Annotated in this window: 15 protein-coding genes; 8 read left to right on the top strand and 7 right to left on the bottom strand. The window is 70.4% G+C overall.

What is annotated here, in order from left to right; all coding sequences use genetic code 11:
- Window positions 1-60: 60 nt before the first annotated feature.
- From OHN74_RS38190 to OHN74_RS38175, 4 genes are all read left to right on the top strand, one after another.
- A complete protein-coding gene (locus tag OHN74_RS38190; protein ID WP_327699123.1) occupies window positions 61-1,800 on the top strand; it encodes an NAD(P)/FAD-dependent oxidoreductase in 1,740 nt (579 codons plus the stop codon).
- Between the two features lie 148 nt (window positions 1,801-1,948).
- Window positions 1,949-3,274: a cation:proton antiporter gene (locus OHN74_RS38185; protein WP_327699122.1), complete on the top strand. Its 1,326-nt coding sequence runs from the start codon at window positions 1,949-1,951 to the stop codon at window positions 3,272-3,274.
- Between the two features lie 288 nt (window positions 3,275-3,562).
- On the top strand, window positions 3,563-4,903 hold the full coding sequence (locus tag OHN74_RS38180) for an MFS transporter (protein ID WP_327699121.1): 1,341 nt from the start codon (window positions 3,563-3,565) through the stop codon (window positions 4,901-4,903).
- 96 nt (window positions 4,904-4,999) lie between these two features.
- Complete coding sequence (locus OHN74_RS38175; RefSeq protein WP_327699120.1) at window positions 5,000-6,055, top strand: pyridoxal phosphate-dependent aminotransferase; 1,056 nt, start codon at window positions 5,000-5,002, stop codon at window positions 6,053-6,055.
- 109 nt (window positions 6,056-6,164) lie between these two features.
- Here the strand turns inward: OHN74_RS38175 and OHN74_RS38170 are convergent, their stop codons facing one another.
- Window positions 6,165-6,779 carry an O-methyltransferase gene (locus OHN74_RS38170; RefSeq protein WP_327699119.1) on the bottom strand — a complete coding sequence of 205 codons (615 nt, stop codon included), beginning with the start codon at window positions 6,777-6,779 and terminating at the stop codon, window positions 6,165-6,167.
- 295 nt (window positions 6,780-7,074) lie between these two features.
- Here OHN74_RS38170 and OHN74_RS38165 point away from each other — a divergent pair, with 295 nt between their 5' ends.
- Together OHN74_RS38165 and OHN74_RS38160 are read left to right on the top strand one after the other, a co-directional pair.
- Window positions 7,075-14,400: a type I polyketide synthase gene (locus tag OHN74_RS38165; RefSeq protein WP_327699118.1), complete on the top strand. Its 7,326-nt coding sequence runs from the start codon at window positions 7,075-7,077 to the stop codon at window positions 14,398-14,400.
- 611 nt (window positions 14,401-15,011) lie between these two features.
- Window positions 15,012-15,821, top strand: a complete 810-nt coding sequence (locus OHN74_RS38160) for an SDR family oxidoreductase (RefSeq protein ID WP_327699117.1) — start codon at window positions 15,012-15,014, stop codon at window positions 15,819-15,821.
- 746 nt (window positions 15,822-16,567) lie between these two features.
- On the opposite strand, the gene OHN74_RS38155 is transcribed toward OHN74_RS38160, so the two are convergent.
- Together OHN74_RS38155 and OHN74_RS38150 are read right to left on the bottom strand one after the other, a co-directional pair.
- On the bottom strand, window positions 16,568-17,053 hold the full coding sequence (locus tag OHN74_RS38155; protein ID WP_327699116.1) for a recombinase family protein: 486 nt from the start codon (window positions 17,051-17,053) through the stop codon (window positions 16,568-16,570).
- A 244-nt stretch (window positions 17,054-17,297) separates the two neighbouring features.
- Window positions 17,298-18,215 carry an alpha/beta hydrolase gene (locus tag OHN74_RS38150; RefSeq protein WP_327699115.1) on the bottom strand — a complete coding sequence of 306 codons (918 nt, stop codon included), beginning with the start codon at window positions 18,213-18,215 and terminating at the stop codon, window positions 17,298-17,300.
- Between the two features lie 235 nt (window positions 18,216-18,450).
- On the opposite strand from OHN74_RS38150, the gene OHN74_RS38145 reads away from it, so the two are divergent.
- Complete coding sequence (locus tag OHN74_RS38145) at window positions 18,451-19,320, top strand: helix-turn-helix domain-containing protein (protein WP_327699114.1); 870 nt, start codon at window positions 18,451-18,453, stop codon at window positions 19,318-19,320.
- A gap of 63 nt (window positions 19,321-19,383) precedes the next feature.
- Here the strand turns inward: OHN74_RS38145 and OHN74_RS38140 are convergent, their stop codons facing one another.
- Entirely contained in the window at window positions 19,384-19,521 is a 138-nt protein-coding gene (locus tag OHN74_RS38140; RefSeq protein ID WP_327699113.1) for a hypothetical protein, read from the bottom strand.
- A 410-nt stretch (window positions 19,522-19,931) separates the two neighbouring features.
- Entirely contained in the window at window positions 19,932-20,132 is a 201-nt protein-coding gene (locus OHN74_RS38135; RefSeq protein WP_443060509.1) for an IS3 family transposase, read from the bottom strand.
- On the opposite strand from OHN74_RS38135, the gene OHN74_RS38130 reads away from it, so the two are divergent.
- Window positions 20,125-20,286 carry a hypothetical protein gene (locus OHN74_RS38130; RefSeq protein ID WP_327699112.1) on the top strand — a complete coding sequence of 54 codons (162 nt, stop codon included), beginning with the start codon at window positions 20,125-20,127 and terminating at the stop codon, window positions 20,284-20,286. The genes OHN74_RS38135 and OHN74_RS38130 overlap by 8 nt on opposite strands.
- 216 nt (window positions 20,287-20,502) lie before the next feature.
- Here OHN74_RS38130 and OHN74_RS38125 read toward each other — a convergent pair whose 3' ends face one another.
- Together OHN74_RS38125 and OHN74_RS38120 are read right to left on the bottom strand one after the other, a co-directional pair.
- On the bottom strand, window positions 20,503-21,492 hold the full coding sequence (locus OHN74_RS38125) for an ABC transporter permease (RefSeq protein WP_327699111.1): 990 nt from the start codon (window positions 21,490-21,492) through the stop codon (window positions 20,503-20,505).
- The gene (locus OHN74_RS38120) at window positions 21,489-22,025 is read right to left on the bottom strand and encodes a YbhB/YbcL family Raf kinase inhibitor-like protein (protein WP_327699110.1); all 537 of its coding nucleotides are present in this window, start codon (window positions 22,023-22,025) and stop codon (window positions 21,489-21,491) included. Before OHN74_RS38120 ends, OHN74_RS38125 begins: the two co-directional genes overlap by 4 nt.
- Window positions 22,026-22,117: the final 92 nt, after the last annotated feature.

The raw sequence follows: 22,117 nt of genomic DNA, 5'->3' as shown, positions 1-22,117 counted from the left end.
CCGATCGGCAGCAGCGGGGCCTCTCGGGCAGCAGGAATCCCAGGAGCAGGAGGACACAACATGAGCATGTCGCACAGCGTGGAACAGCAGCCTGATGTGTACGACGTGGTGATCATGGGCGGCGGTCTGGCCGGCCTGACGCTGGCGCTTCAACTGAAGCAGGCCCGCCCGGACACCAGCATCCTGGTGGTCGAGAAGCAGCAGCATCCGGTGCCCGAGGCGGCGCACAAGGTGGGCGAATCGACGGTCGAGATCGGCGGACGCTATCTGCGCAACGTGCTGGGGCTGGAGGATCACCTGGAGCGGCACCAGCTCAAGAAGTTCGGCATACGCATGTTCTTCAGTGACGACAGCAACAACGACATCACATGCCGGCCGGAGATCGGGCACTCCGCCTTCCCGCCCCACAGCGTCATCAGCTATCAGCTCGACCGGGGACGGCTGGAGAACGCGCTGGGGGAGGAAGCGCAGGCGATCGACGTGACGTTCCTTTCCGGCTGGAGGACGCAGGAACTGGTGCTGCAACCGGACCAGGACCACCATCGGCTGAGCCTGGTCTCCGACGACGGCGTCGAACGCCGGATCGAGGCCCGTTGGGTGGTGGACGCCACGGGCCGGTCGTCGGTGATCAAGCGTCAGCTCGGGCTGGCCAGGAAGGTGGGGCATCGCGCCAACGCGGTCTGGTTCCGCATCGGCCACCCCATCGACATCGACAAGTGGTCGGACGAACCTGGTTGGCACGGCCGTATCGACCACGAAGTCCCGTACAGCGACCGCGAGTTGTCCACCAACCACCTGATGGGTCCCGGATACTGGGTCTGGCTGATCCGGCTGGCCTCCGACTCGATCAGCTTCGGCATCGTCACCGATGCGGACATGCACCCGTTCTCCACCATGAACCGCTTCGAGAAGGCCATGGACTGGCTGCGCGAGAACGAGCCGGAGTGCGCCCGCGTGGTCGAGCAGCATCGTGACCAGCTCCAGGACTTCCGCGTCATGAAGAACTACGCCTACGGCTGCGAGCAGGTCATGTCCGGCGACCGGTGGTGTCTGACCGGTGAGGCCGGAGTCTTCCTCGACCCGCTGTACTCGCCCGGCCTGGACATGATCGCCATCGGCAACGGGCTGATCACCGATCTCGTCACCCGCGCCCTGGACGGGGAGGACGTCGAGGAACGCGCGGCGATCCACAACCGCACGTATCTCGCCGTCTTCCAGGACTGGCTGCGGATCTTCGAGGGGCAGTACCCGCTGATGGGCAATGCCAGGATCATGATGTCGAAGATCATCTGGGACACGACCCGCTACTGGGCGGGCCCTGGCTGGCTGTACTTCCACGACGTGTTCCGCCGTCTGGCCGAGTTCCCGCGGATGGCCGCCGATCTGGCCCGCTACCACGAGGTCACCAAGCAGGCCCAGGACTTCCTCCGGGAGTGGCACGGCATCGACCAGGCGAGCGAAACGGACCCGTTCGTGCGCTACTACGACCTCGACTTCATGCGGCAACTGCACGTCGGCATGACCGACAGTTTGTCGGACCAGGAAATGGAAGGCCGGTTCGCCGCCAACGTGCGCTTCATGGAGCGGATGACGGGCCACCTCGTCAGCACGGTCGTCGCGGAGTGCAAGGCCCGGCCGGCGAACGAGGCGGTGCAGCAGCAGGTCAAGCTGTGGGAGAGCGACGCGTCGCTGATGCGCCTGGCCGAGATCTACCACGAGGACTCTCAGGAGAATCCGGTCAACGACCTCTGGATCACCCTCAAGAAGAGTCCTGAGCGGGTCAAGCAGAGCGCCGGCTGAGCACCTCCACGCCGAGCCCGGCCGGCCGCAGCTGCGGCCGGCCGGGCTCGGGCCCGTGCGCCAGGGCCGCCCCGCGCAACCTCCCGTCGGCGCCCGCCGGGCCTGCCACAACCGCCAACGCACCTTCCGCATGGGAGAAGTGATCACCTTGGACCACTCTTCGGTCGCCGCCAGCTCCGCCGATGTCCTGACCGGACAGATGCTCGCGGGACTTGCCGTGATCCTCACCGTGGCATTCCTCTTCGCCCGGCTGGCCAGGCGCATTCGGCAGCCTCTGGTGATGGGGGAGATTGTCGCTGGTATCGCCCTGGGACCGAGCCTGCTGGGCCTCCTGCCGGGGGACCCCGTCGGAGCGTTGTTCCCGGCGGACGCGCGGCCGATCCTTCAGGCGCTCTCTCAGCTCGGACTGGTCCTGTTCATGTTCGGTATCGGCTACGAACTGGACTTCGCCCGTCTCCGGGGGGCCGGCCGCCGGGTCGTCTGGGTCTCGCTCAGTTCCGTGACGCTGCCGTTCGCGCTGGGAGCCGGGCTCGCCCTTCTGCTGTTCCCCTGGTACGACAAGTCGCAGCTCAGCACCGACGGTGTGCTCGCCCCCGCGCTCTTCCTCGGGGCGGCGATGTCGATCACCGCGTTCCCGGTTCTGGCCCGGATCATCACCGAAGGCGGTATGCAACGCAGCCGGATCGGCGCCATGGCGCTCACCTGCGCCGCCATCGAGGACTTCATCGCCTGGTGCGTACTGGCCGTGATCGTGGTCATCGCCAGCGCGAGCGGACTGTGGCCACTGGCACAGATGGTGCTGGAGTCAGGGCTGTTCCTGGTCGTCCTCCTGTACGCCGTGCGCCCGGGACTGCGTTGGCTGATGGCTCCGGAGCGGCCGTGGGCGGCCAGCAGCTCCCTCATCCACACCGTCCTCGTCACCGGCCTGCTGGTGTCCGCCTGGGCGACCAACGAGATCGGTCTGCACGCGGTCTTCGGTGCCTTCGCCTTCGGTGCCGCGGTGCCCCGCGGCCACATCGAGGCGCAGGCCCCTCAGGTCGCCGAGCGCATCGAGCAGACCAGTCTCTTCCTGCTGCCGGTCTTCTTCACCGTGACCGGGCTGTCGGTGGACCTCGGTGGGCTCGGTGGGCACGGTGTGATGATGACCGTCGCCGTCGTCCTGGTGGCGTGCGTGGGGAAGTTCGTCGGGGCCTCCGGTGCCGCACGCCTTTCCGGCGCCTCGCGGGCCGAGTCGGCGACGCTCGGCGTGCTGCTCAACGCCCGAGGGCTCACGGAGCTGGTCATCCTGAACGTGGGTCTGTCGCTCGGAGTGCTGGACACCCGCATGTTCAGTGCCATGGTCGTCATGGCACTGGCCACCACGTTCATGACGGGACCGTTGCTTCAACGCCTCGGGTTCCACGAGGAGTTCAGGCCACTGCAGGTTCCCGCGAAGAGCACGAAGGCCGCGAAGACCACAGAGAAAGGTGCCTGACGCGAGGTCGCGTACGCACCGCGAAGGCGTCGTCACCACGCTGTCCTGTGTCTCCTCATGGGCCCATGCGTTCCACATCACGCATGGGCCCTTACGCGCTCCGGAACGCCGCTGAACTGGGCCATTCCATGCCCTGAGGGTGGGGGCGCGGGTGTGCCCGTTGTGTTGTGCCGCAGGACGGCACATGGGCACTTCGCCCGGTTGACGCAGTACTACAGTTCCCGCTCAGTCCCCCCGTGTGTCCTGGGTCACCCCAGATCCGGGCCTGGCTTGGAAGCGAGCCGCTCCATGTCCGAGACCACCAGCGACGCCGCACTCGGCAGCGTCAGCACGGTAAGCAAGGCCACCGCCCCCAGAAAATCCACCGCCTCCCGGGTCGCCTTCGCGAGCCTCATCGGCACGATCATCGAGTACTACGACTTCGCCGTGTACGGCACGGCCGCCGCCCTCGTCCTCGGCCCGGCTTTCTTCCCCTCCGGCAACGCCACGGTCTCCACCCTGGCCGCCTTCCTCACTGTCGCCGCCGCGTTCGTGGCCCGCCCGATCGGCGTGGTGGTGTTCGGCGCCATCGGCGACCGGGTCGGCCGCAAGCGTGCCCTCTTCCTCGCCCTGCTCCTGATGGGCGTGTCCACCGTCGGCGTCGGGCTGCTGCCCACCTACGAGACCGCCGGCCTCGCCGCCCCCGTGCTGCTGGTCGCGCTGCGCCTGCTGCAGGGTGTCAGCATGGGCGGCGAGTGGGGCGGCGCGGTGCTGCTGGCCGCGGAACACGCGCCTCCCGGACGCCGCGCGCTGTTCGCGTCGATCCCGCAGGCCGGCCCGCCGCTCGGGTTCCTGCTGTCCAGCGCGGTGATCCTGCCGACGCTGGCGATCGCTGGCAAGGACGGCTTCGCCGACTGGGCCTGGCGCATCCCGTTCCTGCTGAGCACCGGCCTGATTGCCGTCGGCCTCTGGGTCCGCTCCCGGATCGCCGAGTCGCCGATCTTCGAGGAACGGCCCACCGATGACGCCGCGGCGCCCCGCTTCCCGCTCGGCGCCCTGGTCAAGAAGTACCCCGGCCGACTGCTCCTCGGCATGGGCGCGGCGATCGGCGGTGCCTCGATCTACTACCTGGCGACCGTCTACAGCCTCTCCTACGGCCCGACGGTCCTCGGTATCCCGCAGCCCACGATGCTGACCATCACGAGCATCGCCGCCGCGGCCGACGTGGCCGTCATCCTGCCGCTGGCGATGCTGGCCGACCGGATCGGCAGACGCCCGGTGATGCTGGCCGGCGCGGCGGCGAGCGCCCTGTGGGCCCTGCCCATGTTCGGCTCCCTGGAGACCCGTGACCCCGTACTGATCACCGGGGCGTTCACCATCGGGCTCGTCCTGTTCGGCCTGATGTTCGCGCCCATGGCCGCGTTCCTGCCGGAGTTGTTCCCGGCCCGGATGCGCTACACCGGGGCCTCGGTGACCTTCATCCTCGCCCTCACCTTCGGCGGCGGCTTCGCCCCGCTCGTCGCCACCTGGCTGACCTCGCGCTGGGAGTCGCCGTTGGTCCTCGGCGTCTACGGCGGCCTGCTGTGCCTCGTCAGCCTGGGCTGTCTGCTCGCCCTGCCCGAGACCCGCGACGAGGACTTCAGCGCCTGACACTCCCCGCCCGGAAACCCTCGAACCGCCCCGTCCCGCCAGCAGTCCAGAGCAGTCCAGCAGCGAATTCTCCATCCAACGACGGCAGGAGACCTGATGCGCACGAGGACACCGACCGCCCACCACAACGTCACCGACGGCTTCCCACCCGCCCCGCTCCTACTGCACCGGAGCGAGAACCCCTGGGGCGCGAGCCCCAAGGCGGTCGAAGCGGCACGCGCCGAGCTGCTTCGCGTTCACCGCTACCCCGACCCGCGGCACACCGCGCTCATCGACGCCCTCGCCGCCCACTACGGCGTCACCACCGACAGCGTCGCCGTCGGCAACGGGGTGGACGAGATCATCATGATGCTCGCGCTCGCGCTGCGCGACACCGGCCGAGCGGTGGTCAACGAGGCCACCTACCAGGGTTACCCGAAGAGCCTGGACGCAGTGGGCCTGCGCGTCACGCACGTCCCCCTCGACCAGTACCGCGTGTGCCCGGCGGCGCTGAAGGAGGAGATGCACAAGGAACCGGCTCTCGTCTTCGTGTGCAATCCGCACAACCCCACCGGGTCCGTCCTCGACGCCGACGCGGTGAAGAGCCTGTGCGAGACCGCGTACGCCACCGGTTCGTACCTCGTCTTCGACGAGGCGTACGCGGAGTTCGCCGACGACTCCTTCACCACTGCCCTGCCCTGGGCGCGGGAGGGCGGCCCGGTCAGCGTGCTGCGGACCTTCTCGAAGGCGTACGGCCTCGCGTCCCTGCGCGTGGGTGCGCTGATCGGAGGCCCTGACGTCGTCTCCCGTATGGAGACCGTGCAGGACGCGATGCCGTACCACGTGAACCGGCTCGCGCAGGCCGCGGCCTGTGCGGCTCTGGCGGACCAGGCGTTCCTGGAGCAGACGAGGGTCTACACCGACACGGCACGCACGATGCTGTGCTGCGCGCTGGATCGGCTCGGCATCACGTACCTGCCCTCGCAGACCAACTTCGTCACCCTGCACCTGCCCGGGAGCGCGCTCAAGGTCACCCGGCAACTGCTCGCCGAACATGTCCACGTGCGTGACACCACGGACATGGGTATGCCCGGCTGGATGCGGATCTCCGTCGGCACCCCCTCCGACATCCTCACCCTCATAGGCCGTCTCGAAGGCGCCCTCGCCTGCTGACGGGAGGGCGCCTTCGAGACGCTGGTTCCCGAACCCCGCCTCACCCGACCGAGAGAGAGCGGTAGGGCCCCCCGCACCTCACGGGGTAGCCCTCCGCACCTTTCCCCGCCTACTTCTTCCGGGCCATGTTCAGGCCGTCGCCGATCGGAATCAGCACCTGCTGCACCCGGTCGTCATCGCGAACCCGGGCGTTGTACGCCCTGATCCCCTGCACATTGGTGGCGTTCTCCTCGGGGTCGACGACCTGCCCGTGGTGGAGGGTGTTGTCGGCGAGGATCAGCCCGCCGGAACGCACCCGCGGGACCAACTCCTCCCAGTAGTCGACGTAGTCCTCCTTCTCGGCGTCGACGAAAGCGAGGTCGAACTGCGGCTCCGCTGGCAGCGCACGCAGCGTGTCCAGTGCCGGTCCGAGCTTGAGGGTGATCGTGTCGTCCAGCCCGGCACGCTTCCAGTAGCGCTGGGCGACCGAGGTCCACTCCTCGCTGATGTCGCACGCCAGCAGTGAGCCGCCGGGCTGTAGACCACGGGCCGTGCAGATGGCCGAGTAGCCGGTGAAGCTGCCGATCTCCACTGCCCGTTTGGCGCCCGCGACCTGGGCGAGGAGCGTCATGAAGCTCCCCTGCTCGGAGCCGATCTGCATGAAACTGTCGTCGGGGAAGAGCTTCTCGGTCTCGGCCGCGAGGTCACACAGGATCTCGTCCGCCGGGGTGCTGTGTGCAGTCACGTATTCCTGCAGCTTCGGGATGAGTGCTTCCGATGTCCGCGTCATAACACGGCAGCCTGAGGGATCCTCGGGTCTGTGGAAATGTCGGTGTGCCGCTCAGCGGCACGACACGACGGACCGGCCCGGAAGCCCGCCGTGCCACACACCGGCACGGGGAGGTGACACGCGAATGTTCCAGACCATCTCCTAGCGGCAGTCCGCCCCGCCGTAGGACGGGGTCGACCGGCTGCACCGGTGTGCGCGTCGATACCGCGGAGCGGCTCGCCGCGGCCGAGTCAGTCGGAGGAGCCCTCTCATGACCGCATCGAGAGATGAGGCAGGCATGTCCGCGCCCCACCGTGCCGATCTGATCCGCCCGTTGCCCGAACTGCTGCGTACCCATGCCGAGTTGCGCGGGTCCAAGGTCGCGTACTCCGACGAGCGGCGGGTGGTGACCCATACGGAACTCGAGCGGCGTACGGCCCGGCTCGGCGGCCACCTGGTCGCACTCGGCCTGCCCCGGGGCGCGCGGGTGGTGATCCTGATGGGCAACCGCGTGGAGATGGTGGAGAGCTACCTCGGTGTCAACCGCGCCGGCTGCGTCGGCGTGCCGCTCAACCCGCACTCCTCCGACGCGGAGCTGCGGCACATGCTGACCGACTGCGACGCCCGCGCGGTGATCACCGACACCGCGCACGTCGAACAGGTGCGCGCGGTGCTGCCGCCCGGACAACGGCCTCTCGTCGTGGTCGGCGACCACCCAGACGAGGTGTCGTACGAGGACCTGGTCACGCGCGAACCGGCCGTCCCGGCACGCGACGACCTCGGCCTGGACGAACCGGCCTACCTGCTCTACACCTCGGGAACGACGGGTCGCCCCAAAGGCGTGCTGGTCGCGCTTCGCGCCGTGCTGTGGAACGCCGCCACCTGCTACGCCCCGATCATCGGGCTGTCCCCGGAGGACGTGCTGCTGTGGCCGCTGCCGCTGTTCCACGCCTTCGGCTACAACCTGTGCGTGATGGCCGTGACCGCGGTCGGCGCCACGGCGCATCTGGTCACGGGCTTCTCCCCTGCCGAGGTGCTCCATGAACTGCGCTCCCGGCCCTACACCTTCCTGGCCGGCGTGCCGACGGTCTACCACAACCTGGTCCAAGCCGCCGAAGCGGAAGAACTCACGCTGCCCGCGCTGCGCGTGTGCTTCGTCGCGGGCGCGGTCACCTCGGCCGGGTTCGCGGAACGGTTCGAGGACGCCTTCGGTATCGAGCTCACCGACAACTACGGCTGCTCCGAGATGAGCGGGCCGGTCGCAACCATGCGGCCGGGCGGTGAGCGGGTGCCCGGTTCGTGCGGTCTGCCGCTGCCCGGACTGGACCTGCGCGTGGTCGACCCGGACACCGGCGACGAGGTGCCGACCGGCGAGGTCGGCGAGATCTGGGTCAACGGCCCGAACGTGATGCTGGGTTACCACAACCAGCCGGAGGCCACCGCCGAAGTGCTCCGCGACGGCTGGTACCGCACCGGCGATCTCGCCCGCCGCAATGACGCCGGCTACCTGTGGATCACCGGCCGGTGCAACGACGTGATCATCCGGGGCGGGGAGAACGTGCACCCCAGTGAGATCGAGGCCGTGCTCGCCCGGGTGCCGGGGGTGCGCGACGCCGCTGTCACCGGACGAGCGGACGAAGAGTTCGGCCAGGTCCCGGTGGCGGTGGTGGTGCCCGGCCCCGACGGCGTCGACTGTGCGGAGCTGTTCGCGCGGTGCCGCCGGGAACTCGCCTATTTCAAGGTGCCGGTGGAGATCCGGGCTGTGGCCGCACTGCCGAGGACGGCCACGGGCAAGGTCGCGCGCGAACCGCTGGCCGAACTGCCCGGCCGGTTGCTCGCTGTCGCCGGCCCACCCGACGGCCTGCATCTCACAGGAGCCGACGGCGAGCCGGCCCCGCTCCCGGGCGGCGAACTGTCCGCCGCCAGTCCCCTCGCCGGCCGTGACGTGGCCCTTGCCGGAGACACCGGGGACCTCGCGGACCTGATCGCCCACCACCTCGTGGCCGGTCACGAGGCCCGGAGCGTGGAGCCTGACGACACGGACCATGGCGTCACCGCCACTGTGACCGGCTCCACCGTGACGATCGCCGTCGATGGGGCCGCTCCCACCACGCTGGTGCTGGCCGACGGGCTGACCGACCACCGGATCCGCGACGCCGTGGACATCGCGCTGAGCCGGCCGGGCAGCACGCTGGTCGCAGCCGTACGGACGGCGCGGGCCACCGCGTCGGAGCAACTGCCCAGCAGGGCGGACCTGTCCGGGCTCACCGGCGCAGACCTGGGAAGGAGGCTCCTCGACCTCGTCTTGGGCGAGGTCGCCGAGGTGCTCGGGGACACCGGCGGGATCGAACCGGACCGGGCGCTGCGCGAGTTCGGGCTGACTTCGTTGGGCGCGGTCCGGCTGCGGGACCGGATCGCCGCCGCCACGGGACTGCGGCTGCCCACGACGCTCGCCTTCGACCATCCCTCGGCGCGGGCGATCGCCGGGTATCTGCGAGGCGAGCTCACAGGTAAACCCAGGTCACAGGACACGACCGCAGTGGCGCCCGCCGCAGCGCCCGGCCCCGACGACGACCCCGTGGTGCTCGTGGGGATCGGCTGCCGCTACCCCGGCGGGGTCACGTCCCCCGACGAGCTGTGGCGACTGGTGGCCGACGGGGTCGATGCCGCCTCCGAGTTTCCCGACGACCGGGGCTGGGACCTCGACCGGTTGTCCGACCCGGACCCCGACCGCAGGGGCACCTCCCACACCCGGTGGGGCGGGTTCGTCCGCGAGGCCGCCGACTTCGACCCCGAGTTCTTCCAGATCTCGCCGCGTGAGGCGCTGGCGATGGACCCGCAGCACCGGCTGCTCCTCGAGACCTCCTGGGAAGCACTGGAGCGCGCCGGCATCGACCCGACCTCCCTGCGCGAACAGCGCGTCGGGGTGTACACGGGGCTGCTGGACCAGGACTACGTCACCGACCCGGACCGGGTGCCCCGCGAGGTGGCGGGCTACGTCGGCACGGCCTCGGCCGGCAGCGTCGCTTCCGGGCGGGTCGCCTATGTGCTGGGGCTGCGCGGTCCCGCGCTCACCGTCGACACCGGGTGCTCCTCGTCACTGGTGGCCATCGACCTCGCGGTGCGGTCGATCCGTCGGGGCGAGTGCGACCTCGCGCTGGCCGGTGGCGCGACCGTCATGGCGACGCCGCAGAGGTTCGTGGAGTTCAGCACGCAGGGTGCACTGGCCGCGAACGGGCGGTGCAAGGCGTTCGCGGCGGCGGCGGACGGCACCGGCTGGGCCGAGGGCGCCGGCGTGGTCGTACTGGAGCGGCTGTCCAGCGCCCGCCGCGCCGGGCACCCGGTGCTGGCCGTGATCCGGGGTTCCGCCGTGAACCAGGACGGCGCGTCTAACGGCCTGACGGCGCCGAGCGGGACGGCACAGCAGGAGGTGATCCGGCTCGCCCTGCGGGACGCCGGTCTGACTACGTCCGACGTCGACGCGGTCGAGGCACACGGCACCGGCACCCGGCTCGGCGACCCCATCGAGGCCGGCGCGCTGCTGGCCACCTACGGGCAGGACCGCGGCGCCCCGCTCTGGCTGGGCTCGCTCAAGTCCAACATCGGGCACACCCAGGCGGCGGCCGGGGTCGGTGGCGTGATCAAGATGGTGGAGGCCCTGCGGCACCGCACCCTGCCGAAGACCCTGCACGTGGACGAGCCGTCACCGCACGTCGACTGGGCGTCGGGAGACGTCCGGCTGCTCACCGAGAGCATGCCGTGGCCCGAGCGCGACCGTCCCCCGCGTGCGGCCGTCTCTTCCTTCGGGATCAGCGGCACCAACGCGCACCTGATCCTGGAGGCACCACCGGAAGAACCCGCACCGGCGCCCGCCGCCGAGCCGCCCGCCGTCGCATGGACGCTGTCCGGCAAGACCCCCGAGCGGCTACGCGACTGGGCGGCCCGACTGTTCCCCAACGCCGGGGACGTCGCACCGGTGGACCTCGCGCACGCGCTCACGGTCTCCCGTGGCCGCTTCCCCCACCGCGCGGTCGTGGTCGGCGGCGACCGCGAGGAACTGCTCGCCGGGATGCGGGCCGTCGCCGCAGGCGAACCGGCGCGGAACGTCGTCTCCGGGGTGGCCGATGTGGACGGAAAGGTGGTGTTCGTCTTCCCGGGGCATGGCACTCAGTGGGTGGGCATGGCCGCCGGGCTGATGGGCGAGGCCGTGTTCGCCGAGTCCATCCACGCCTGCGAGCGGGCGCTCAAACCCCACGTGGACTGGTCGCTCACCGAAGTACTGGCCGGTGACGCCGACCGGCTGAAACGGGTGGATGTCGTCCAGCCCGTGCTGTTCGCGGTGACGGTGTCGCTCGCCGCCCTGTGGCGCTCCCACGGCGTCGAACCGGACGCCGTGCTCGGCCACTCCGTGGGTGAGGTGGCCGCCGCGTACGTCGCGGGCGCGCTGACCCTGGACGAGGCCGCCCGGGTCGTCGCGATACGCGGCCAGGTCATCGCCGAACTCGGCGGCGGCACCGGCATGGCGTCGGTGACCGCGTCGCGCGCCCAACTGGACTGGTTGCTGGAGCGCTGGCCGGACCGGCTCTGGATCGCCGGGCTGAACGGTCCGTCCTCCACCGCGGTCGCCGGTGACGACCTGGCGATCAAGGGGTTGCTCACCGAGTGCGCCCTCGACGGCCTCCACGCCCGCCGCGTCCGCATCGGCTACGCCTCGCACAGCCCGCTGATGGAGGCGCTGGAGGAGAGGCTGGTGGCCCGGCTGGGGGAGGTCCGCAGCACCGCGCCCACGGTGCCGATGTACTCCACCGTGGACCTGGACTGGGTCGGCGACGCCACGCTGACCGGCGCGTACTGGTACCGCAATCTTCGCCGGCCCGTGCGGTTCCAGCCGGCCGTCGAGCATCTCGCCCACCACGGATTCCGGGTCTTCGTCGAGTCCAGCGCGCACCCGGTGCTGGCCTCCGTGATCGAACAGACGCTGGAGGAGAGCGGCACCACGGGGGTCGTCACCGGAACCCTGCGCCGCGACGACGGCGGCCCCGCACGGTTCCTGATGTCCGCCGCGCGGCTGTACACGCGAGGGATGGACGGCGTACGCCTCACCACCGGCGCCGGGCGGCCGGTACCCCTGCCGACCACACCGTTCCAGCGACGGCGGTACTGGCTCACGACAGCCTCCTCGGCCAAGGCGAGCACGGGCCACCCGCTGCTCGGCACGCCGGTCGAATCCGCCCGCAGCGGCGAGTTCGTGGCCGTCGGCCGTATCTCACCGGTCGAGCAGCCGTGGCTGGCCGACCACGCGGTGAACGGAACCTGCGTCCTGCCCGGCACCGCGCTGCTGGACCTCGCGCTGCGCGCCGCGCACGGCGCAGGAGGGTCCCCCCGCGCGAGCGGAGCCGAGCGTGGGGGAGGCGCCGGACTCGGTGAGCTGGTCATCGAGGCGCCCTTGGTCCTGTCCCAGCAGGGCACGGCGGAGCTTCAGGTCGTGGTGGACCCGGCACAGCGTACGGTCGAGGTGTTCAGCAGGCCGGAACAGCCCGGCAGCCAGTGGCGACGCCATGCGCAGGGCATGCTCCACGACACCCGCGACGAGCCGTTCACCGGGGAACTGCCCCCGGCCGACGCCGAGGAACTCGACGTCGACTACGCGTCGTTGGCCGAGCGCGGCTACGAGTACGGTCCCGCGTTCAGGGCCGTACGCAGGCTGTGGCGGCGAGACGGGGAACTCTTCGCCGAGCTGCGGCTGCCCGAGGAGGCACCGGGCAGGCTCGCCGCCGGCCCCGGACTGCATCCCGTGCTCGGTGATGCCGCCCTGCACGCCCTCGCCCTGACCGAACCGCCCCGGGACGGCCATGTCGTGCTGCCGTTCGTATGGCACGACGTGTGGGCCGGCGACGGGCACTCCGCCCACGCATACGTCCACCTGACCCCCAGCGGCCGGGACGAGTTCACCGTGACCGTCACCACCGGCGAGGGCGAACCCCTCTTCCGGGCAACGCTCGGAACACGCACCGTGGCGGTGCGCGAGCTGGCGGGCGCACTGCCGGCGGATTCGGTGTACCGAACGCGGTGGGCCGAATTCACCGGCCCGATGGCAGCACCCTCACCGAAGTGGGCGCTGCTGGGAACCGACCGCTTCGGGGTGACCGCCGACCTGGCCGAGCTGGTCGACCTCGCCGACGCCGAGGCGGTCGTCTGCACCCCGGTGCACGACGACGCCAGGGGAGCGACGCTGGACACGCTGTCCCACGTCCAGCACTGGCTGGCGGCCGACCGCCCGGCCGACGTCCCACTCGTCGTGCTGACCCGTGGCGACTACCTGGCCCACGCCGCGGCGCGCGGCCTGGTGCGGTCGGCGCAGTCCGAGCACCCTGGACGGTTCCTGCTGGTCGAGACGGACGACGACCCACGGTCCTCGGCACGGCTGGCCGACGCGGTGGCTGCCGGACGGCCGCACGTGCGGATCAGCGCGGGACGGCTCCGGACGCCGGAACTGGCGCGTGCCACGCCGGCGCGGAACGCCCGACCGGACCTCGGCGACGGAACCGTGCTGATCACCGGTGGCACCGGCACGCTCGGGTCGCTGCTGGCGCGGCACCTGGTGACCGAGTACGGGGTCCGCAGCCTCCTGCTCACCAGTCGCAGCGGGGCGCGGAACGCCGGCCCGCTCATCACGGAACTGACGGGGCTGGGTGCCGAGGTCGCCGTAGCCGCCTGCGACGTCGCAGACCGGGATGCCCTCGCCTCCGCCCTCGACCTTGTGCCCGCCAGGTATCCGCTGGTCGCGGTTGTACACGCGGCCGGGGTGATCGCGGACGGGGTGATGACCGGGCTGACCGCCGCACAGGTGGAGCAGGTGATGCGCCCCAAGGTCGACGGCGTGCTGAACCTGCACGAGCTGACCAAGGACACCGAACTGGCCGCCTTCGTGCTGTTCTCCTCGGTGGCCGGGGTGCTGGGCAGTCCGGGACAGGGGAACTACGCGGCCGCGAACGCGTTCCTGGACGCGTTCGCCGAGCGCCGCAGGGCCGACGGCCTACCGGCGCAGTCCCAGGCATGGAGCGGGTGGGAGGAGACCTCCGACATGTCGCGGACACTGCGCGCCCGCGACCGGGACGGCACCCTCCCGGACGCCACCCTGCCCATGCCCACCGTGTACGCGCTGGCCCTGTTCGACGAGGCGCTGCGGCAGGATGACCCGGCACTCACCCTCGCCAGGTTCGACGTGGCCAAGCTGCGCACCCGCGGGGCGCCCGCGTTGCTGCGCGGTCTCGTACCCGCCGGACCGGCCGCCTCCGCACCCGCTGTCCAACTGCGCGACCTGGCTCCGGCCGAGCGGGCCGAACGGCTGCTGGCCGAGGTGCGTGCGCTCGCCGCCGAGTTGCTCGGTCATCAGGACGCCGAGGCCCTGCCCCCGGACCGGAGCCTGCACGACTCTGGACTGGACTCGCTGACCGCAGTGGAACTGCGCAACCGGCTGAGCGTCCTGACCGGCCTGCGGCTGCCCGCCACGCTCGTACTCGACCACCCCGCGCCGCAGGCCCTGGCCGACCAACTCCACCGGGCGCTGGCCGCCCCGGCGGAAGCGAGCGACTGATGCGGGCGTACGGCCAGGTCGCGGAGCCTGGCGATACAGGTACCGCACGGTGCCCGACGGGTCATGGGGCTCTCGGCGGAGGCGAAGGCCGCCCGCGGCTGGGCCCCGTGCCGACCGATCGGACCGCGCGACGCCTGCTCCAACGACTCGGCCGCCGTGCTGAACCGACAGACGGTCGGCCGCATCCCACGGGGAACGCCCACTCGGTGGGGGCCGTGCCCATGACCCTGGGCCGGGCCGGGGCCATGGGCTCCGCCGCCGCATCTGAGCCGGGAAAGGCCCGCGCTTTGTCCAGGGTGCAGCCGGGTACATCGCTGCCGGGAACTCCACGCAGCACGGCCTGGCCGATCTCCGGCCGGGGCAGGTCGTGGTCGCCGAGGACAAGGGGCGGCGAGCAGCCGCAGCGCGTGGCCGCGGGGCCCGGCGGCGAGACCGGAGTCATGGCCGCCGCCCCGGCACCGGCGACCGGCGCGGTGAGGAAGCGGACCAGCTCGATCGAGCCGAATGTTCCGGAGAACCAGGGGGTGCGGAACTCGCCCCCGTCCCCAGCGCCTGGCCGGCGTAGTCGCAGCGGAGCCCTGGAAACTCATTTGACCGTGGTGGAGGTTGTGATGTCTCAAGACACGACGGACCTGGCCGGGCTGCGGGTCCTGGTGACCGGGGCGGCCGGAGGGCTCGGCCGGGCCATCGCCGAGGCCGTGCACACGGCGGGCGGGCACCTGGTGCTGACCACGCGTGACGCCGACTCGCTCCCCCGGGCCGCCACCGGTCTCGACCGAGGCGCCGAGGTCGTCATGGCCGCCGCCGACGTCACCGACGACGCCGAACTGGCCAAGGCCGTCGAGCTGGCCACCGCGCGGCTCGGCGGAATCGACGTGCTGGTCAACAACGCCGGTGTACCCGGACCGGCCGGACCGGCCTGGGAGAGCGACCCGGCCGAGTGGTGGCACGCGATGGAGGTCAACCTCGGTGGCGCGCTGGCAGCCTGCCGGGCGGTACTGCCCGGCATGATCGAGCGCGGCCAGGGGCGGGTCGTCACGATCTCCAGCAATGCCGGGCACACCCGCTGGCCGTACGTCAGCGCGTACTCGGTGTCCAAGGCAGCGGTGAACAAGCTGACCGAGAACATGGCCATCGAACTTCTGCCGCACGGGATCACCGCGTTCAGCTACCACCCGGGGATCGTGGACGTCGGCCTCGGAGCGGTCGCAGACGCACCACGGGACAGCGACAACCCGTGGCAGCGCCGCGTTGCTTCCTGGCTCGACACACAGCGTGCGACCGGCCGGTACACCCCGGTCGCCGAGGCGATCGCCAATCTGCTGCCGTTGATCCGGGGCGATGCCGACGCGCTCACCGGCCGCTACCTGACCTACGAGGACGACATCGTGGGGCTCGTCGCGGCCACCAGCCGCACGTGACGCGCCCCAGGTCCTGGGCCACCGACACAGCGGGAGCGGCATACCCGATCAGCCACGGCACCGGGGAGCGGTCGTTCATGACCGGCTACGACCTGTGGGCCGTCCGCGCATCCGTGTCCACATCCGCGCACTACGACCTCGCGCACCGCCGTCGACCAGGCCGTCCCCGCGCTGCTGCTCGCCTGGGACGGTGGGCGGCTCCTTGTAGCCTGGCACCCAATGGGCCGGTAGTAGACACTGCCGATCTCGGCGAACGCGCAGTTCACCGACGTCTCGGCGAACGAGAAGCGCCGCCAGGTCGCCCATCATCAGGACCTCGCCCACCACCGGCTACTACGTCGACGTCTTCCGGTCCGATCAGGCGGACAACGAATACGTCCACCACAACCTCGGTCACCGCCTGACACTGGGGGACGCCGACGGTCAGCCGCTGATGCGGCTTCATGAAATTCCCCAGAGCTGCTCTTCGTTCCCCAGACAGTTGCTGTCAGCAACGAGAGCCGGGGCCGCCCGCTCGTGGAGTGTGCAGGTCGCGCCGACCGGTCAAGGGCGCCTTCGGCGGCGCTACGCGCTGGGCTACGCCCACCCTGGACAGCTCGACCCGCCCCTGGACCTGGCTGGCTATCGGCCGGCCCCTCCGCTGTGGCGCCCGACCGCAGGTCAGCAGCTCGTGGGTGGGGAATCGAAGTGAGCAGGTCTGTCCAACACCCGAGTAGGGGGTGGGGAATCAAATTCAACGAGCCCCATCAGCCCCCGCCCTCGTTACCCTTGGCCTCAGCGGCCCACAGCCCGTCGTAGGTCAGCTCGCGCTGGAGGTCTCGCTGGAGTTCGCCGGCGGCGGCGAGGGTCTGCACCATGAACCTCACGGTGGACAGCAACTCTCCGGTGCGCGGGTGGCGGGCGGTGAGGTCCATCGCGGAGAACGCGCCGTCATGGATACACAGCGCGAGACGGTCGCGGTGCAGAACGTCGAGCACGTCGAGAACGTGCTGTGTGCCCCGCACCAGGCGGAACATCTCGGAGATGTGTACGGTGTCGCCCGGCCGCGCGCGGGTGAGCAGCTCGCCGAACTTCGGGCGCTCAAGCGGGTGGAGGCGGTTGGAGGCGGTTGGAGGTGCCCGGGTCCCCTCGAAGACGACCGGGTCCTCGATCCCGGCCTCGTCCAGGACGAGGTTCTGCCGGGCGGTCGACTGCTGGTCGGTCGAGACCCGCTTGTAGACCAGGTTCGCCACCGAGGGCCCCTTCCGTACGGAAGATCGGACCCTACGTGTCGTCAAATCCTGTCAGCAATCGCCATCGGATCTGATTGGATTCGAGCCGCCGCGAACTCCCGGATTGCACGGGTTCATTGGACGCGTCGGCCGCCTGTCGTCATTCGATCGCTTGCCGACAGGATGGCCGGAGTGGGGCGTCGGCAGAGCGAGGATGTAGGCCTATGGCTGCATCTGCTGCCCGTGGGTCCGAAGTGGTGGGTAGTCACTCGGCCAGGCACTTGCCGAAGAACTCGGTGAGCTTGGCGACGGCGGGGGTGACGTATTCGTCCTTGTCGTACAGGTCTATGTGGGTGGCGCCGTCGATGACGAACAACTCCTTGGGCTCGGCCGCCTGCTCGATCGCTTCCCGGCTGAAGTAGGCGCTCTCCGCCCTGGAGCCGGTGATCATCAGCAGGGGGCGGGGCGAGATCAGCTCGATCATCGCGTACGAGTCGTACTGGGCGAGCTGGTCGACGCTACGCAGTACCCATCCCTGGACCGCTCGGGGGTGGTAGCCACGCGGGGTGCAGTAGAACTCGAACGTCTCCCGGAACTGCCTGGTTTCGGTCTCCAGCAGCTCCTCAGCGTTGTCGGGAATCCATGCCGCCAGCTGCGGGTCTGCGCCGCGTGCTTCCGCGGTGCGCGCCGCACCGGCCTGGTCGAGCATGGCCTGAAGGATCGCCGGGTCCTGCGTGCGGCCCAGTCCCTCACGGAACACTGACCCGAGGTCCACGGCGCTGACCGTGGCGACGGCCTTGATGCGGTGGTCGGTCTGCGCGGCGTAGGGGACGTAACCGCCGGACGCGCAGATCCCCAGGGCGCCGATGCGGTCCGGGTCGATGTCGTTACGGGTGGTCAGGTAGGTCACGGCGGACTTGATGTCCTCGGCGCGCTGGAAGGGGTTCTCCATGCCGCGCGGCTCGCCCTCGCTCTCGCCCTGGTACGCGGCGTCGAAGACGAGCGCGGCGAATCCGGCCCGGGCCATGCGCTCGGCGTAGATGCTCGGGCTCTGTTCCTTCACGCTGCCTCCCGGATGGGAGATGACAGCGGCCGACAGCCGGCCGTCGACGTAGTCGTCGGGGGTGAAGAGAATCCCGGCGAGGGCGAGATCGTTGCTGGGGAAGGTGACGCTGGTCTTCACGGTCTGTGTCTCCTGGTGCAGGTGAAGAAGTGCTGTGACCGCGACCGCGCGGATTTCTCCGGCAGGACCTCCGTCGGCGCCTTCGTCCTCGGGGCGGTCTGTCCGTCGGCCACGTCACCGACACTCGCACGTGGTACATGGGCGGGTAAGGGGCTCCTTCTGTCCCCGGACATCGCGGTCCTGGGACACGGCAGGCCCACTGTCACAGGCCCGGCGGGCTGTAAGACTTGCGCCTATGAGCAGCAGCAACGCCCACCACAGCGAACTGGGCGCCTTCCTGAAGGCGCGGCGCACAGAGCTGAGCCCGGCCGAAGTGGGGCTGCCTGATTCGGCCGGCAGGCGCAGGGTCAAGGGCCTGCGCCGCGAGGAGGTGGCCTTGCTGGCGTCGATCAGCCCCGACTACTACACGCGCCTGGAGCAGGGCCGCCGCCAGGCTTCCGAACCGGTCCTGGACAGCCTCGCGCGTGTCCTCCGGCTCGACGACGGTGAGCGTGCCTACATGTTCGAACTGTCTGGTCGAGACGCCGCCCGGCCGCGTCGGCGCACCACGCAGAAGGTCCAGCCGCAGCTGCAGCGCCTGCTGGATGACCTCTCCACCACGCCGGCCGTTGTCCTGGGCCGCCGCACGGACATCCTCGCCTGGAATGCCATGGCGGCCGCCCTGTTCACCGACTTCGCGCGGATACCGCAGAAGAAGCGCAACTTCGTGCGGCTGGTCTTCTGCGAACCGGCCATCAGAGCGCTGTACCCGGACTGGGAGTGGGTAGCGCAGATGACCCTGGCGCAGCTGCGCATGGAAGCCGCCCGCGATCCGAAAGATCCGCGGCTGGCCGAACTGGTCGGCGAGCTGTCGCTTCAGGACCCCGACTTCCGGCGCTGGTGGGGCGCCCACCGCGTCGCCACCCAGGGATCGGGCACGAAAACGCTGAACCATCCGGTTGTCGGCCCGCTCACCCTCGGCTGGTCCTTCCTGACCTCCACCGACGATCCCGACCAGCAGCTCATCACCCTGACCGCCGAGCCCGGCACACCCAGCCACGACCGTCTGCGCATCCTCGCCTCGTGGGCCGCGCAAGCCGCCGACCACCCGATTGCGGACCGTTAGAGGCTCGCCTGGTTCCGGGACCGGCAGGCTGTCCAACCCGGCACGGGCCTCCGGGAAGGTCACTCACCGTGCGTTGGGCACACCGAAGCGCCGGCCGTCGAAGCGGATCGCGGCGACGTGCACGGCCTCGTCCCGCCGACCCTCGACGGGGCGCATTCCGCCACCGTCGCAGGCCAGGATGTCGGGCTTGCTTTCGCGCATCCAGCAGGACAGGCACAGGCCGCTGCGGCGGACCTGCCGGTTGGTTCAGTAGGCGGTTCGACACCGGAGCGGGGGGCGTCACGGTCTTCGCCGGGAAGCCGCCACCAGGCGGGCGAGACCAGGACCGTTGCCCAGGCGCGGGCCTGGGCAGCCACGTGTCAGGATCACGCCGGGCGAGATGTCGGCCAGTCCGGCCCCGTGCCTGTAGTGGAGCAGGTTCATGCGTTCCACGGCGGATCGGGCGGCCTCGTTGTCCGCGGCCCGGGGCCCGGAACGGCCGCCGCAGCGAGGTTGAGGCGGGTGTCCATGTCGAGGGTCACGTCACCGTAGGGCCGGACGTGGGACCAGAAGTGAGGTACCCCGCTGTGCGGGAGGTGCTGATCAGCTGGTTAGGGCAGGTTGACGGGGTTTCAGGTTCGTTCGTTCGTTCGTTCGGCCGTTGCCCGGTCGGCGTAGTGCTTCTCCTCGAACTCGACGGGACTGAGGTAGCCGAGCCGCTTCTGGATACGACGGCTGTTATAGAAGCCGTCGATGTACTCGAAGAGCACGAGGTTGGCCTCGGCGCGGGTGGTGCAGGTGCGGCCGCGGATGCATTCGGTTTGGATGAGCATCCAGATGTTCTCCGCGAGGGCGTTGACGTTGATGCAAGCCGTGATGCATCTCGCCGCCCGTCTGTACCGCCTCACCTATTCCGAGATCTGGCACATGGCCACCATCAACGCCGCCACCGTCGCTGAACCGGGCCGACCGCGTCGGAAGCCTTGACCAGGTAAGCAGGCCGACCTGGTCATCTGGGATGTCCCCATCCACGGTCTGCTGATCAACCGCTTCGGCACGAACCTCGCCCATCGCGTGATCAAAACGGGAAGCGGCGTTACGCGCCACGGGACCTGACCGTGTCGGGCAGGCCCCGCGAGGCGACGCGCGTGCCGGGTCCGTGCAATGGCAGCGAACCGTTCGCCGCGCGGACCGGCTCGGAATTCATACAGGGCGGCGTTCGCGGAGTACGTAGGTGAGCAGCCCGGCGATTGACCAGGCAGCGAGTACCAGGATGGGCTCCGCGTGCTGATGGCCGGGGAAGTAGATGGTGTCTCGCTGTGCGCTGACCGACGCGCCGGGTGGCAGCCAGCGGCCGATGAAGGCGAGGAACGGCGGTAGCAGCGGCCAGGCCACGGTGCCGCCGGAGTTGGGGTTGCCGAGCAGGAGCAGCAGTCCCCAGGTGGGGAGCATCGCCCAGCGGCCGAGCAGGCTGCTGAAGGCGGTGAACACCATCGCGCCGGTGAACATGGTGAGGGCCAGGACCAGCCAGCTTCCCGGGAACGGCATGTCCAGCGAGCCGAGCAACGGATCCACGGCCAGGTGGATGAGGAGCCCGCCGAGCAGGCAGTACGCGGCGGTGAAGGCGAGCCGCTCGGCCGGCTTCAGCCCTCTCGCATGGATGCCGAGTTGGACCGAGCCGAGGAAGCCGATGATGACGGCGGCCAGGCTGGTGTAGAAGAGGGCCAGGCCCTGGGGGTCGCTGTCCTGCATCGGCTTGAGGTCAGTGACGGTGACCGGGTGACCGAGGGATTCTGCGGCCGTGGGCGCCGCCTCGTCGAACAGGCGGGCGATGGACACGCCCGAGGCCGAGGCGACATCCAGGGTGGCGGAGCCCCGCCCGGCGTCCAGGACGGCGAAGGCGTGTTGTTCGTCGATCGCGTGCCGGGCCGCGGCTGTGGTGTCGTACGAGCGGGCGTCCAGCGTCGTACCCATCCGCCGGTCCAGTTCCTGGACGAAGGCGGTGTCCTGGGCGGAGGAGCCGACGACGGCGATGGGGACCCGGTGTGGCACCGGGTTGGCGGAACTGTAGCTGTATGCACCGGCGAACAGAGCCGCGGCCGCGGAGACGATGAGCACCAGGACGCTGGCCGGCAGGTACGGGGAGTCCCGGAAGCGGTGCCATGCGCTCGGGGGCGGGGTCTGCAGGCTCAACGCTCGGCCCAGGGGGTGAGGACGGCGCGGCCGAGGGTGTGGTTGAGGAGGACGAGGCTGAGCATGGCCGGCGTCGTGTCCTTGCCGATGCCCACGGTGGTGAGGGACGCGGTGTCCACGGCGTGCACGACGACGTAGTAGCGGTGGCGGCCGGAGCCGGCAGGCGGGGCCGCGCCGATGTAGCGGGCCAGGCGTGCGTCGTTGGGGAGCTGGAAGGCCCCGGCGGGAAGACCGGATCCGGTGTCGTCGCCCGCGCCGACGGGCAGGGAGGTCGTGGCGGCTGGGATGTCCGCGACAGCCCAGTGCCAAAAGCCGCACGGGGGCGGAACGTCGGGGTCGTAGACGGTGACGGCATAGCTCATCGTCCCGACGGGTGCGCCGCTCCAGGACAGCTGGGGGGAGGTGTCGGTGCCGCCCATGCCGAAGTTCGCGGTGAACTGGGCGGCGGGAAGCCCTTCGCCGTCCGCCACATCTGTGCTGGTCACGGTGAAGGACGGGACCTGCGGGCCGCGGTCGTACGGACTGGTGGTCATGCGGGTCTCCTCGTGAGTGGTGCGCTGTGCCCATCCTGCCGGTGGAGTGAACGAGGCGCCTTGCCGGTACGGCCTTGGCCCCTGCCGCCGTG

The organism is Streptomyces sp. NBC_00459, assembly GCF_036013955.1.
Lineage (GTDB): Bacteria > Actinomycetota > Actinomycetes > Streptomycetales > Streptomycetaceae > Streptomyces.
Note: the sequence above shows the minus strand (reverse complement) of the source record. Positions and strands in the feature narration are given on the sequence as shown.

What these genes read in the sequence shown, in the direction of transcription:
- OHN74_RS38190 (WP_327699123.1), top strand. Translation starts at nt 61, where the DNA reads ATGAGCATGTCGCACAGCGTGGAACAGCAGCCTGATGTGTACGACGTG.
- OHN74_RS38180 (WP_327699121.1), top strand. Translation starts at nt 3,563, where the DNA reads ATGTCCGAGACCACCAGCGACGCCGCACTCGGCAGCGTCAGCACGGTA.
- OHN74_RS38175 (WP_327699120.1), top strand. Translation starts at nt 5,000, where the DNA reads ATGCGCACGAGGACACCGACCGCCCACCACAACGTCACCGACGGCTTC.
- OHN74_RS38165 (WP_327699118.1), top strand. Translation starts at nt 7,075, where the DNA reads ATGACCGCATCGAGAGATGAGGCAGGCATGTCCGCGCCCCACCGTGCC.
- OHN74_RS38160 (WP_327699117.1), top strand. Translation starts at nt 15,012, where the DNA reads ATGTCTCAAGACACGACGGACCTGGCCGGGCTGCGGGTCCTGGTGACC.
- OHN74_RS38145 (WP_327699114.1), top strand. Translation starts at nt 18,451, where the DNA reads ATGAGCAGCAGCAACGCCCACCACAGCGAACTGGGCGCCTTCCTGAAG.
- OHN74_RS38140 (WP_327699113.1), bottom strand. Translation starts at nt 19,521, where the DNA reads ATGCGCGAAAGCAAGCCCGACATCCTGGCCTGCGACGGTGGCGGAATG.
- OHN74_RS38130 (WP_327699112.1), top strand. Translation starts at nt 20,125, where the DNA reads ATGAGCATCCAGATGTTCTCCGCGAGGGCGTTGACGTTGATGCAAGCC.
- OHN74_RS38135 (WP_443060509.1), bottom strand. Translation starts at nt 20,132, where the DNA reads ATGCTCATCCAAACCGAATGCATCCGCGGCCGCACCTGCACCACCCGC.
- OHN74_RS38120 (WP_327699110.1), bottom strand. Translation starts at nt 22,025, where the DNA reads ATGACCACCAGTCCGTACGACCGCGGCCCGCAGGTCCCGTCCTTCACC.